General features: G+C 70.1%; 10 protein-coding genes. 9 read left to right on the plus strand and 1 reads right to left on the minus strand.

Annotated features, from left to right (window positions below; translation table 11 throughout):
• The first annotated feature begins 90 nt into the window (after positions 1 to 90).
• The 6 genes from OG878_RS17270 to OG878_RS17295 all read left to right on the plus strand — a co-directional run bounded on the left by OG878_RS17270 (position 91) and on the right by OG878_RS17295 (position 9,053).
• Positions 91 to 1,284, plus strand: a complete 1,194-nt coding sequence (locus OG878_RS17270) for a sensor histidine kinase (RefSeq protein ID WP_328887605.1) — start codon at positions 91 to 93, stop codon at positions 1,282 to 1,284.
• A 184-nt stretch (positions 1,285 to 1,468) separates the two neighbouring features.
• Positions 1,469 to 2,824: a sensor histidine kinase gene (locus OG878_RS17275; protein WP_328887606.1), complete on the plus strand. Its 1,356-nt coding sequence runs from the start codon at positions 1,469 to 1,471 to the stop codon at positions 2,822 to 2,824.
• Between the two features lie 229 nt (positions 2,825 to 3,053).
• Complete coding sequence (locus tag OG878_RS17280) at positions 3,054 to 3,713, plus strand: response regulator transcription factor (protein WP_328891276.1); 660 nt, start codon at positions 3,054 to 3,056, stop codon at positions 3,711 to 3,713.
• A 260-nt stretch (positions 3,714 to 3,973) separates the two neighbouring features.
• Complete coding sequence (locus OG878_RS17285) at positions 3,974 to 5,947, plus strand: 2-oxoacid:acceptor oxidoreductase subunit alpha (RefSeq protein ID WP_328887607.1); 1,974 nt, start codon at positions 3,974 to 3,976, stop codon at positions 5,945 to 5,947.
• Positions 5,940 to 7,019: a 2-oxoacid:ferredoxin oxidoreductase subunit beta gene (locus OG878_RS17290; protein WP_328887608.1), complete on the plus strand. Its 1,080-nt coding sequence runs from the start codon at positions 5,940 to 5,942 to the stop codon at positions 7,017 to 7,019. Before OG878_RS17285 ends, OG878_RS17290 begins: the two co-directional genes overlap by 8 nt.
• 78 nt (positions 7,020 to 7,097) lie before the next feature.
• Complete coding sequence (locus OG878_RS17295) at positions 7,098 to 9,053, plus strand: APC family permease (protein ID WP_328887609.1); 1,956 nt, start codon at positions 7,098 to 7,100, stop codon at positions 9,051 to 9,053.
• 30 nt (positions 9,054 to 9,083) lie between these two features.
• On the opposite strand, the gene OG878_RS17300 is transcribed toward OG878_RS17295, so the two are convergent.
• Positions 9,084 to 9,452, minus strand: a complete 369-nt coding sequence (locus tag OG878_RS17300; protein ID WP_328891277.1) for a winged helix-turn-helix transcriptional regulator — start codon at positions 9,450 to 9,452, stop codon at positions 9,084 to 9,086.
• Between the two features lie 146 nt (positions 9,453 to 9,598).
• On the opposite strand from OG878_RS17300, the gene OG878_RS17305 reads away from it, so the two are divergent.
• From OG878_RS17305 to OG878_RS17315, 3 genes are all read left to right on the plus strand, one after another.
• The gene (locus OG878_RS17305) at positions 9,599 to 10,459 is read left to right on the plus strand and encodes an SDR family oxidoreductase (protein WP_328887610.1); all 861 of its coding nucleotides are present in this window, start codon (positions 9,599 to 9,601) and stop codon (positions 10,457 to 10,459) included.
• A gap of 139 nt (positions 10,460 to 10,598) precedes the next feature.
• On the plus strand, positions 10,599 to 11,591 hold the full coding sequence (gene rarD, locus OG878_RS17310) for an EamA family transporter RarD (RefSeq protein ID WP_328887611.1): 993 nt from the start codon (positions 10,599 to 10,601) through the stop codon (positions 11,589 to 11,591).
• Positions 11,592 to 11,781: 190 nt separating this feature from the next.
• Positions 11,782 to 13,905, plus strand: coding sequence for a hypothetical protein (locus OG878_RS17315; RefSeq protein WP_328887612.1), 2,124 nt, complete (start codon positions 11,782 to 11,784; stop codon positions 13,903 to 13,905).
• Positions 13,906 to 13,949 lie beyond the last annotated feature (44 nt).

Consider the following 13,949-nt stretch of genomic DNA (forward strand, 5'->3'; position numbering starts at 1 on the left):
CAGCCGCGTCTGGGATCGGGGGGTTATCCCTACCTCACCCCACCTACGAACCCCATGGCGTGCGCGGGTCCGGCCCGGCAGGCTGGGCCCATGACCATGAGTCCCCCGGCGCCCGACAGCGACCGGTTGCCGCCTGCCCGCATCGCCCTCGATCCGTGGACGTGGAAGGAGATCTCGTATCTCCTGGCCAATCTGCCGATGGCGATTGCCGGGTTTGTTTACACAGTGTTCATGATCGGTGTCGGCGTGGGGCTTTCCGTCACGGTCATCGGTCTGCCACTGCTCGCCGCCGGGCTGCAGGGTGCGCGGCTGCTCGGCAGGGCGGAGCGGGGCCGGGCCAGGGCGCTGCTCGGGGTTCGGATCGACGAGCCGAGCTCGATGGCGCCGGTCCACCGCGACCAGGGGTTCTTCCCCTGGCTGTGGTCGAGCCTCAAGGACCCGGTGGGCTGGCGGGCGGTGCTGTACTCGTTCATCCGGCTGCCCTGGGGGGTGCTCACGTTCACGGTGACGCTCGTGAGCCTCTTCGTCCTGTGGCCGGTGCTGCCGTTCACCGCGCGTCTGCTCACCAACGCGGACCGGGCGATGGCGCGCGGGCTGCTCTCGCCCTCGGACGAGCTGGAGCGCCGGATCGCCGAGCTGGAGTCGGACCGCGGGGTGGTCGTCGACACGGCCGCCGCCGACCTGCGCCGTATCGAGCGGGACCTGCACGACGGCGCCCAGGCCCGCCTGGTCGCGCTCGCCATGGGGCTCGGTCTGGCGAAGGAGAAGCTGGCCGAGGACCCGGAAGCCGCCGCCCGCATGGTCGACGAGGCCCACGGCGAGGTCAAGGTCGCCCTCCAGGAACTCCGCGACCTCGCCCGCGGCATCCACCCCGCAGTCCTCACCGACCGCGGCCTCGACGCCGCACTGTCCGCCGTCGCCTCCCGCTGCACCGTCCCGGTGCAGGTGGGTGTGGACCTGCCTGGGCGGCCGGCGGAGGCGATCGAGGGCATCGCCTACTTCACCGTCTCCGAGCTGCTGCAGAACGTCAGCAAGCACAGCGGGGCGCGTTCGGCGTCCGTCGAGGTGTGGCGGTCGGGGGAACGGCTGCTGATCCAGGTCAGCGACGACGGCCGGGGCGGGGCGCGGATGGACGGTGGCACGGGGATGTCGGGGCTGGCAGAGCGGCTGGGGGCGGTCGACGGGCTCTTCGTCCTCGATTCGCCGGTCGGCGGGCCGACGACGGTCACCGCGGAGCTGCCCTGGCGGGACCGGGACGGCGCCGGCGCCGCGAAACGCGCTTAGGGCCTTTCTCCCGGACCGTGCCGCGGTCCGGGGTGGGGAAAACCCCCGGCCGAAGAGGGATACCGGCCTCATGGTGCCGCGCCCCGCACCACAGCACCCTTGATGTATCAGCCGCTGCACGGGCTGTTCCAGACGAACCACAGCCGAGACGACCACTGCCGAGCAGAAGAAACGGATGGCACCCATGGCCACGGCATACGGACCGGACACCCGGGACCATCGGCGGTCCGGTGCCGGCCCGGAGAACCATCCCCCGGTGAAGCACTTCCTCCCGGCGGTGCTGCGGGCACCGCTGGAGGCCAGGACATGGCGCGAGTTCGGCTATCTGCTGCTGAGCCTGCCGATCAGCGTGGTGTTCTTCAGCTTCGCGGTCACCCTGACCTCACTGAGCGCGGGTCTGCTGATCACCTTCCTCGGCATCCCGCTCCTCGCCTTCGGTCTGGCCATGTGCCGCGGTTTCGGCACGATGGAGCGGGCCCGGGCACGCGGCCTGCTGCGGCTGGAGGTGGCGGACCCGGCGCCGGTGCGCAGCCGGACGGGCGGCCTGATGTCCTGGGTGGGCGCGGTCCTGAAGAGCGGGGTGTCCTGGCGGCATCTGCTCTACGCGCTGCTGCACTTCCCGTGGGCGGTGTTCGCCTTCAGCGTCTCGCTGACGTTCTGGTCGTACGGGTGGGCGGCGTTCACGTACCCGCTGTGGCAGTGGGTCTTCCCGGTGTACGCGGGCGTCGACGGCATCCAGCTGTACGGCGACACCACGCACCACGTCTATCTCGACTCGCCCTTCGAGCTGGCGGGGACCTGCGTGTTCGGCCTTCTGGTCGTCCTGCTCACCCCGTGGATCATCCGCGGTCTGGCGTCCGTGGACCGGGTGATGGTGTACGGGCTGCTGGGACCGTCCCGGCTGGCGTCGCGCGTCGTCGAGCTGGAGTCGGACCGCGGGGTGGTCGTCGACACCGCTGCCGCCGACCTGCGCCGCATCGAGCGGGACCTGCACGACGGCGCCCAGGCCCGCCTCGTCGCCCTCGCCATGGATCTGGGGCTGGCGAAGGAGAAGCTCGCCGAGGACCCGGAAGCCGCCGCCCGCATGGTCGACGAGGCCCACGGCGAGGTCAAGGTCGCCCTCCAGGAACTCCGCGACCTCGCCCGCGGCATCCACCCCGCCGTCCTCACCGACCGCGGCCTCGACGCCGCACTGTCCGCCGTCGCCTCCCGCTGCACCGTCCCGGTGTCGGTCGATGTGGATCTGGCGTCGCGGCCGGCGCAGGCGATCGAGGGCATCGCCTACTTCACCGTCTCCGAGCTGCTGCAGAACGTCAGCAAGCATGCGCACGCGACGCGCGCGACGGTCGACGTGTGGCGGGCCGCGGACCGGCTGATGCTCCAGGTCACCGACAACGGCCGAGGCGGTGCGGATCCGGCGGCAGGCAGTGGTCTCGCCGGTCTGACCGAGCGGCTGGACGCGGTGGACGGTGTCCTGGTCGTCGACTCCCCGGTGGGCGGGCCGACGAGGGTCACGGCCGAGCTCCCCTGGCGCGGCTGAGACAGACACCACACAGAGCATGCGTGGAGTCACACACGGTTTCCAGGCGCCCGGACGTCCGTCCGGGCGCCTCGACCGTGCCCCTGCCCCACCCGGCACACGACCGTCCGCCACAGCCCCCATCCGCGGACCGATGCTGGGATGCTGGAGGCACCAGGGGACGGATGTCGCCGGCCACTCGCCGGCGGAGAGCAGCAGTGGGGGATACAGCGTCGTGGTGGAGGACAGGGTGCGGGTGGTCATCGCCGAGGATTCGGTACTGCTTCGGGAGGGACTCACCCGATTGCTGACCGATCTCGGGCACGACGTCGTCGCCGGGGTGGGGGACGCCGAGGCGCTGATCAGCACGGTGAGTGATCTTGCCGCGCAGGGGGAGCTGCCGGATGTCGTCGTCGCCGATGTGCGGATGCCGCCGACGCACACGGATGAGGGCGTGCGGGCGGCGGTGCGGCTGCGCAAGGAGTACCCGGGCATCGGGGTGCTCGTCCTCTCACAGTACGTCGAGGAGCGGTACGCCACCGAGTTGCTGGCGGGCAGCAGCCGCGGCGTGGGGTACCTGCTGAAGGACCGGGTCGCCGAGGTCCGTGAGTTCGTGGACGCCGTGGTCCGGGTGGCGCAGGGCGGGACGGCGTTGGACCCTGAGGTGGTGGCGCAGCTGCTGGGCCGGAGCCGTAAGCAGGATGTGCTGGCCGGGCTGACGCCGCGCGAGCGCGAGGTGCTCGGCCTGATGGCGGAGGGGCGGACGAACTCGGCGGTCGCGAAGCAGCTGGTGGTGAGCGACGGCGCGGTGGAGAAGCACGTCAGCAACATCTTCCTGAAGCTCGGCCTGTCGCCCAGCGAGGGGGACCACCGACGGGTTCTGGCCGTGCTGACCTACCTCAACTCCTGACGACCTGACACCCTGTCAGAAAATGGCCGGGAGCTGCGGGCCCGGAACCAGGAAGGAGTGCCCGTGAACAGCCGGCCATGCCGACGGACAGCCCCGGGGGGTTCACGAAATATGGCAATGCGGAATAAAAAGGCGTCTCATAGTGGCGTCCAGTATGTGACCGGTCCAAGGAAGGCGACCCTTACCGACGTAGGGTGGGCTTTGGGACCGCCGGTGGGCCGGACGGTCCCGAGCCGCCGCCCCGAGGGAGGTCCAGTTCAGTGACCAGTCAGGTCAGTAGCCCAGCCGACCAGGCCGATGAGGCCAACGACGCCGATCAGGCCAGTGAGGCTGTTCTCGGGGAGCAGCGAGCCCCCCAGTCCGACAAACCGGGTGCCGACGGGAAAGAGATCCGCCGCCTGGACCGGGTGATCATTCGCTTCGCGGGTGACTCCGGAGACGGTATGCAGCTCACGGGTGACCGGTTCACCTCGGAGACGGCGTCGTTCGGGAACGACCTGTCGACGCTGCCGAACTTCCCGGCCGAGATCCGGGCCCCCGCCGGTACCCTGCCGGGCGTCTCGTCGTTCCAGTTGCACTTCGCCGACCATGACATCCTCACGCCGGGCGATGCCCCGAACGTGCTGGTCGCGATGAACCCCGCGGCGCTGAAGGCGAACATCGGCGATGTGCCGCGCGGTGCCGAAATCATCGTCAACACCGATGAGTTCACCAAGCGCCCGATGGCGAAGGTGGGCTACGAGACCAGTCCGCTGGAGGACGGGTCGCTGCAGGCGTACAACGTCCATCCGGTGCCGCTGACGACGCTGACGATCGAGGCGCTGAAGGAGTTCGGGCTCTCCCGCAAGGAGGCCGAGCGCTCGAAGAACATGTTCGCGCTCGGGCTGCTCTCCTGGATGTACCACCGGCCGACCGACGGCACCGAGGCGTTCCTGCGGTCGAAGTTCGCCAAGAAGCCGCAGATCGCCGAGGCGAACGTGGCCGCGTTCCGGGCGGGCTGGAATTTCGGGGAGACGACCGAGGACTTCGCGGTCAGCTACGAGGTGGCGCCCGCGGCGCACACCTTCCCCACCGGTACGTACCGGAACATCTCCGGGAATCTGGCGCTGTCGTACGGGTTGATCGCCGCGAGCCGGCAGGCGGATCTGCCGCTGTATCTGGGCTCGTATCCGATCACCCCGGCCTCCGACATCCTGCACGAGCTGAGCAAGCACAAGAACTTCGGCGTCCGCACCTTCCAGGCGGAGGACGAGATCGCGGGCATCGGTGCCGCGCTCGGCGCGGCCTTCGGCGGCTCGCTGGCGGTGACGACGACGTCCGGGCCGGGTGTGGCCCTGAAGTCGGAGACCATCGGTCTGGCGGTCTCCCTGGAGCTGCCGCTGCTGATCGTGGACATCCAGCGCGGCGGCCCGTCGACGGGGTTGCCGACCAAGACGGAGCAGGCGGATCTGCTGCAGGCGATGTACGGGCGCAACGGTGAGGCCCCGGTGCCGGTCGTGGCTCCGAAGACCCCGGCCGACTGCTTCGAGGCCGCGCTCGACGCGGCCCGGATCGCACTGACGTACCGCACCCCGGTGTTCCTGCTGTCGGACGGGTATCTGGCCAACGGCTCGGAGCCGTGGCGGATCCCGCAGATCGATGAACTCCCGGACCTGCAGGTGCAGTTCGCCACCGGTCCCAACCACGAGCTGGCCGACGGCACCGAGGTCTTCTGGCCGTACAAGCGCGACCCGCAGACGCTGGCCCGCCCGTGGGCCGTTCCCGGCACCCCCGGTCTCGAACACCGCATCGGCGGCATCGAGAAGCAGGACGGCACCGGCAACATCTCGTACGACCCGGCGAACCACGACTTCATGGTCCGCACCCGCCAGGCCAAGATCGACGGCATCGAGGTCCCCGATCTGGAGGTCGACGACCCCTCCGGCGCCCGGACCCTGGTCCTGGGCTGGGGCTCCACGTACGGCCCCATCACCGCCGCCGTCCGCCGGCTGCGCGCAGCGGGGCAGCCGATCGCCCAGGCCCATCTGCGCCACCTCAACCCGTTCCCGCGGAATCTCGGCGAGGTGCTGAAGCGTTACGACAAGGTGGTCGTCCCGGAGATGAACCTCGGCCAGCTGGCCACGCTCGTCCGGGCGAAGTACCTGGTCGACGCCCACAGTTACAACCAGGTCAACGGTATGCCGTTCAAGGCCGAGCAGCTCGCCACAGCTCTCCAGGAGGCCATCGATGCCTAACACCGACCAGGCACTGCCTACCGGGCTCCCCGCCCTGCAGTTGGTGCCCAAGGCCGAGGCCAGGCAGTCCATGAAGGACTTCAAGTCCGACCAGGAAGTGCGCTGGTGCCCCGGTTGCGGTGACTACGCGGTCCTCGCGGCCGTGCAGGGCTTCATGCCCGAGCTCGGTCTGGCGAAGGAGAACATCGTCTTCGTCTCCGGCATCGGCTGCTCCTCCCGGTTCCCGTACTACATGAACACATACGGGATGCACTCGATCCACGGCCGCGCCCCGGCCATCGCCACGGGCCTGGCCTCGTCGCGGCGCGACCTGTCCGTCTGGGTCGTCACAGGAGACGGCGACGCGCTGTCCATCGGCGGCAACCACCTCATCCACGCCCTGCGCCGCAATGTGAACCTCAAGATCCTGCTCTTCAACAACCGGATCTACGGGCTCACCAAGGGGCAGTACTCCCCCACCTCCGAGGTCGGCAAGATCACCAAGTCGACGCCGATGGGCTCGCTCGACGCCCCCTTCAACCCGGTGTCACTGGCTCTCGGCGCGGAGGCCTCGTTCGTCGCCCGCACCGTGGACTCCGACCGCAAGCACCTCACGAGCGTGCTGCGCGAGGCCGCGGCCCACCCGGGCACGGCCCTGGTGGAGATCTACCAGAACTGCAACATCTTCAACGACGGCGCCTTCGAGGTCCTCAAGGACAAGGACCAGGCGGAGAACGCGGTCATCCGGCTCGAGCACGGACAGCCGATCACCTTCGGCGCCGGGCAGTCCAAGGGGGTCGTGCGCGACCCGGCCACCGGCGACCTCAAGGTCGTCGAGGTCACCGCGGAGAACGAGTCGCAGGTCCTGATCCACGACGCGCACGCCGCCAGCCCCACCACGGCGTTCGCGCTGTCCCGGCTCGCCGACCCCGACACGCTGCACCAGACCCCGATCGGGGTGCTGCGCAGCGTCGAGCGTCCGGTCTACGACACGCAGATGGCCGAGCAGCTCGACACCGCGATCGAACAGAACGGCAAGGGCGACCTGGCAGCGCTGCTCGCGGGCAACGACAACTGGACAGTCGTCGGGTAGCACGGACGGGCGCACCGTACGGGTGCCGGGCCGGGGAGTCTTCGCCGCTCCCGGCCCGGCACCCGTTCTCATGTGGCCATGGCCCTGGACCGTCCCGCGTACCGCATCAAACGGCATCTGCTCGGCAAGCCCCTGACCACCGAGCGCATCAGCGACGAGAAACTGAGCAACCGGACGGCGCTCGGGGTACTCGCCTCCGACTGCATCAGTTCGTCCGCGTACGGCTCCGAGGAGATGCTGCGGGTCCTCGTGCCCGTCGTCGGCGCGGCGGCCTTCACCCTGCTCATGCCGGTGACCGGCGCGATCCTGCTCGTCCTGCTGCTTCTGACGCTCTGTTACAGCGATGTCGTCATGATCTACACCCGGGCGGGCGGTTCGTACGTCGTCGCCCGGGAGAACTTCGGGCCGAACATCGCCCAGATCGCCGCCGTGGCACTGCTCGTCGACTACATCGTGACCGTCGCCGTCCAGGTGTCGGCCGGCACCAACGCCCTCATCTCGCTCGCCCATCTGATCGGGGGCGGCTGGACCGGCCTGGACCATCTGCAGCTCCCGGTCTCCGCCGCGGTGATCGTGCTGCTCGCCTACGGGAATCTGCGGGGCGTGCGCGAGGCGGGCCGGACGTTCGCACTGCCCGCCTATCTCTTCATGGCCGCGGTCGGTCTGGTGCTGGTCGTCGCCGGGGCGCGCGGGCTGACGGGCGGGCTGCCTCACGCCGATCTGCACGCGCCGGGGGTGGTGCCGCTGGGCACGCCGGGCAACGGCTGGCTCTACGGCGCCTCGCTGTTCATCGTGCTGCGGTCCTTCGCCAACGGCGGCTCGTCGCTCACCGGGCTGGAGGCGATCTCCAACGGCATCTCCGCGTTCCGCGAGCCGCAGGGCCGTAACGCCCGCCGCACCCTCATCGCGATGAGCTGTGTGCTCGGCACCCTCGTCCTCGGCGTCTCCACCCTCGCGCATTTCACGCACGCCGTCCCGTACACCGACGGCACGCCGACCGTCATCGCACAGGAGGCCCATCTCGCCTTCGGCAGTGGGCCGTTGGGGATGGCCGGGCTGGTCTTCGTGCAACTGGCGACCGCGCTGGTCCTCTATACGGGCGCCAACACGCCGTTCACCGGCTTCCCGTTCCTCGCCAGCTTCGTGGCTGCGGACCGGTTCCTGCCGCGGGTGCTGACCCGGCGCGGACACCGGCTGGCGTTCTCCAACGGGATCATCGCGCTCACCGTCGTCTCTCTGGCGCTGCTGCTGGTGACCGGCGCCAGCGTTGACCGACTGGTGGCGCTGTACGCGATCGGCGTGTTCACCGCATTCACCATGGCCGGATCCGGCCTCACCGCGTACCACCTGCGCCGCCACGAGCGGTATCGGCGGCTGAAGATCGCGGTCAATGGGCTGGCCGCGGTCATCTCGGCCGCCGTGGTGCTGATCTTCGCGGTCACCAAGTTCACCGAGGGCGCCTGGCTGGTCGTGGTGATCTTCCCGCTGGGCGTCTGGGGGCTCATGCGGATCAACCGCGAGTACCGGCGCGAGGCCGCCGCGCTGGAAAGCATCCAGGCCCCGGGCGCCGACCGGCCGCGGGTCCGCCGCCATCTCGTCTTCGTCCTCGTCGAGACGCTGGACCTGGCGACGCTGAAGGCACTGCGGTACGCCCATGAGCTGCGCCCGGACGAGATCCGGGCGGTGCACTTCTCGATCGACGAGGCGCACGGCAGAAGGCTGGCCGCACAGTGGGAGACGACGGCCGCCACCACCGTGTCGCTGGAGGTGGTGGCATGCCCGGACCGGCGGCTGCGTCATGCGATGAGGGAGCTCGCGGCCCGCACCACCGCGGACGGCGACACGTCGCTGACGGTGCTCGTGCCGCGGCGGCTTTACCCGAACGCACTCGGGAAGATGCTGCACCGGGGCACGGGCGAGCAGATGGCCAAGGCGCTGGGGCAGCTGCCGCAGGTGGCGGTGACGATCCTGCCGTTCGACGTCGCGCGGGCGCTGCGGACGCTGGAGGAGGGCCGGGCCCCCGAGCCCGACTGAGCCCGCTCGGGTGGTGCGGGCCGTGCGCGCTCAGGGCCGTCGGTCCGCCCGGTCCTCGGTCGCCTGCCGCTTCCGGGCGTCGTACGTCTCGCGGGCCGCGTGTACGGCTTCGAGGCGCCGCTCCGTCCAGCGCGCCAGCCCCCACACCTGCTCGGCCGCCTCCCTGCCCAGCTCGGTGAGCGTGTAGTCCACCCGCGGCGGGATCACCGGCCGGGCGTCCCGGTGCACGAAGCCGTCGCGCTCCAGCGTCTGCAGGGTCTGGGCCAGCATCTTCTCGCTGACGCCGTCGACCTCCCGGCGCAGTTCGCTGAAGCGGTACGAGCGCTCCAGCAGCGCGGCGAGGACCAGGACGCCCCAGCGGCTGGTGACGTGTTCGAGCACCAGCCGTGAAGGGCACATCCGCCGGTTCACATCCGGCACCTTGCTTACGCTCACACCAGTACCTTACTCCAAAGTGGGTACTTTCTCATGGTTAGTGCTCACCGTAGGGTGGGGGACAGAGAGCTCGAACAAGGATCAGTGCCACAAAAGAGGAGAAAACACCCATGAGCATCGTTGTCACCGGAGCCACCGGGGAGCTCGGCCGTCTCGTCGTCGACCAGCTGCTGGCCACCGTGCCCGCAAGCGAGATCGCCGCCGTCGTCCGCAACAAGGAGAAGGCCGCCGGCCTCGCCGGCCGCGGCGTCGAGCTGCGCCTCGCCGACTACGACCGGCCCGAGACCCTCACCGCCGCCTTCAAGGCCGGGGACCGCGTCCTGCTCATCTCCGGCAGCGAGGTCGGCAAGCGCGTACCCCAGCACACCGCCGTCATCGACGCGGCCAAGGCTGCGGGTGTCGCGCAGCTCGCGTACACCAGCGTGCTCGGGGGCCCGGACGCCGACTTCCGGCTGGCGGCCGAGCACAAGGTCACCGAGCAGCTGATCCTCGACTCCGGCCTGCCGTACACCTTCCTGCGCAACGGCTGGTACACCGAGAACTACACGGCGAACCTCGCCCCGGTCCTGGAGCACGGCGCCGTCGTCGCCAACGCGGGCGACGGCCGGGTCGCCTCCGCCACGCGCGCCGACTACGCAGCCGCCGCGGCCGCCGCGCTGACCGGCGAGGGCCACCTCGGCAAGGCCTACGAGCTGAGCGGCGATGTCGCCTGGTCGTTCGCCGAGTACGCGGCCGAGGTGTCGAAGGCGACCGGCAAGGAGATCGCGTACAAGAACGTCCCCGCCGCCGTGCACCAGGAGATCCTCGTCGGCGCCGGCCTGCCCGAGGACTTCGCGGCGATCCTGGTCGACGTCGACGAGGCGATCGCGCGCGGACTGCTCGCCGGTACGAGCGGTGATCTGGCCCGCCTGATCGGCCGCCCGACGACGCCGCTGGCCGAGACGGTGGCCGCCGCGGTCGCTGCCGCGTAGGGCACCTCGCCCCGACCCGGCCGGGCCCGGTGTCATGACCGTATCCCGATACGGGTATGACACCGGGCCCTCGTGGCGATACCGTCGTGCAGTTGACGATGCAGCCGAATGGCTGACTCGAGGGATGCCGGGAGGGCCCGTGGCAGGGACGAACGAACAGCGGGCGGGCTTGCTGTCCGGTATCGGCGCCTACGGACTGTGGGGCATCGTCCCGCTGTTCTGGCCGCTGCTGAAGCCGTCCGGCGCGATCGAGATCCTCGCCCACCGCATGGTCTGGTCACTCGCCTTCGTCGGCATCGCGCTGCTCGCACTGCGCCGCTGGGCATGGATCGGCGAGCTGATACGGCAGCCGAAGAAGCTGGCACTGATCACCGGCGCCGCCGCCGTGATCAGCGTCAACTGGGGGCTGTACATCTGGTCCGTGAACAGCGGCCATGTCGTCGAGGCATCGCTCGGCTACTTCATCAACCCGCTGGTCACCATCGCCATGGGCGTCCTGCTCCTCGGTGAACGCCTGCGCCCCGTGCAGTGGGCGGCGGTCGCCACGGGCGTACTGGCGGTGCTCGTGCTGGCGATCGGTTACGGGCGTCCGCCGTGGATCTCGCTGGTCCTCGCGTTCTCCTTCGCCACGTACGGCCTGGTGAAGAAGAAGGTCAACATGGGCGGCCTGGAGTCGCTCACCGCCGAGACCGCGGTGCTGTTCCTGCCCGCGCTCGGGTATCTGCTGTGGCTCGGTGCGCAGGGCGACGCGACGTTCGTCTCCGGGGGCACCGGCCATGCGGCGCTGCTCGCCGCGACGGGTGTCGTGACGGCCGCGCCGCTGGTCCTGTTCGGGGCGGCGGCGATCCGGGTTCCGCTCTCGACTCTGGGGCTGCTGCAGTATCTGGCTCCGGTCTTCCAGTTCGCCCTGGGCATCGTGTACTTCCACGAGGCGATGCCGCCCGAGCGGTGGGCCGGGTTCGCACTGGTGTGGCTGGCGCTCACGATGCTGACGTGGGACGCGTTCCGGACGGCGCGGCGAACGAAGGCACAGGCGGCGAAGCTTGCGGCGACGGTGCAGGCGGCGCAGCCCCGGACCCGGCCGCGGCGCCGTTCGCAGCCGCTTGCGGCCGACGCGGACACCGCCTCCTAAACAGCCCGGGAGCGGTGACCGTCGCGCCGGACGGCACCCTCGCCGTCGGCCCGGCGATCGCCGTCGCCGACGGCGTCCGGGACGGCCGCGGTGAACCACCCGGACAGGAAGTACGGCAGTCGGGCGACCGTACGCGTGTCACGGTGAGTAAGCGCAATATTATCGGCTGTTTATATTTTCCTACCGTTTCATGACCCGAACTCGGTACCTCGCGAGACACTCTCGCGCACTCCTACGGACGGCCACCGCCACAGCCGCCGTTTCCGCGCTCGTCTGCGCAGCCACACCCACCGCCCTGGCCGTCGACACCGTGCAGGTGGTGAACCCGTCCGGTCTCGGCCCGGCCGGACCCTGGTTCCGCCTCCAGGACCAGGGCGACAACGGAAACCGGACCCCGGGCATCCAGGAAATCGCCCCGAAGTCCGACCCGGTCCATCTGAACGGCAGTCTCCATCTGGCCGTGACGAACGATCAGCAGTCCCAGGCGGCCCACTTCTTCACCCCGCCGGGGACGGTCAAGCCCCTGCAGCAGCTGCTCGATCAGGGCGTCTCGTACTGGGCCTACACGGACACAGAATCCGAAGAAAACAGCCTTGCGAACTTCGGGCCCAACCTCCAATTCCCCTCGGACTGCGGGGGCTTCACCACGCTGTCGTTCGAGCCCGGCCGGAACAAGGACACCCAGGGCAACGGTCTGCAGCCGGACACCTGGCAGCAGTACAAGCTGACCGGCGACTCCGTGATGCGCACCTCACGGGCCGTGGCCGGCCTTCCCGCGAACGCGGACGCCCCACTGTCCCACTTCGTGGAGGCCTGCGCCGGGGCCGGCGGAGTCATCGCCAACGTCGGCCGGCTCGGCCCGGGTGGCGGCTCCCTCGACACGTACGTCGACAACATCACCTTCGACGGCACGACGTGGGACTTCGCCGTCACCGGGCGGGCGACGGCCGCCCTCGCCACGCCCGAGGAGATCGTGGCGGGTGACGACGCACGCCCGGCGGACGCCTCGTACAGCAACCCGGGCGACGGTCCCGAGTATGCGGGCATCGGTACGCACCTGACGCTGGACGGTCCCCACGGTCTCGGTGCCGAGCAGCTCACCGTCGTGTCCGAGGGTGAGGAGGTCGAACTGACCGAGCAGCCGAACGGCACGCTGACCGGCGACCTGCCGACCAACCTCAGGGCGGGCGGCAACCTGGAGCCCGGCGGCAAGGCCGGGGCCGACTTCACTCTGACCGCCGCTTCCGACGCGCCGTCCGGCACGTTGAACGTCACCACCGAGCTGACGGTCAGCGGCGCGAACGGGCAGCCCGTGCTCACCGGTGTGCGCGCGTCGGACCGTACGCGGATCGTCGCCGAACCGGGTGACGGCCCCGGCCAGCCGCATCCCACCCCGAGCCATACCCGCCCGCCCCACGACTCCTGGCCGCCGCATCACAACCGACCGCCGCACGAGGGCCGGCCGTCCCACGAGGGCCGGCCGCCGCACCAGGGCTGGCCCGCGCACTACACGCGCCCGCCGCACGAGGGCCGACCGTCGCACGACACGTGGCCTCCCCACCACACGCGCCCGCCGCACCACACCGTATCCCCGTCCCCGACGACCACTGCCACCACGGCCCCGTCCCCCACCCACTCGAAGCACGACGACCACTCCTGGAACGGCGGTGGCAAGCACGACAACAGCGGCAACCACGACTCCTGGAACGGCGGTGGCAAGCACGACAACAGCAGCAGCCACGACTCCTGGAACGGCGGTGGCAAGCACGACAACAGCAGCAGCCACGACTCCTGGAACGGCGAAGGCAAGCACGACAACAGCAGCAACCACGACTCCTGGAACGGCGAAGGCAAGCACGACAACAGCAGCAACCACGACTCCTGGAACGGCGAAGGCAAGCACGACAACAGCAGCAACCACGACTCCTGGAACGGCGAAGGCAAGCACGACAACAGCAGCAACCACGACTCCTGGAACGGCGAAGGCAAGCACGACAACAGCAGCAACCACGACTCCTGGAACGGCGAAGGCAGCCACCACTCGTCGAAGGGCGGCGAAGGCCACGGCTCCTGGAAGGGCAGCGAAGGCCATGGCTCCTGGAAGGGCAGCGGCAGCCACGGCGCACAGCCCCTCGGGCCGGTCGACGCGGGTGAGGGCGGACTCAGCGCGGGCAAGGCCGAAGCCGCACCTACGGGCGTGCTCGGCACCGGACTGACCGCCACGAACCTGGCAGCTGCCGCTGCCGGGCTCCTCGCAGCCGCGACAGCTGCGATCATCGGCCGCTTCCGGATCCTGCGCCGTCGGCGCGGCTGAGCGGTACCACCTCGCGGGAACGGCCGCCGCAACGGCCGTTCCCG

The organism is Streptomyces sp. NBC_00316 (assembly GCF_036158715.1).
GTDB lineage: Bacteria > Actinomycetota > Actinomycetes > Streptomycetales > Streptomycetaceae > Streptomyces.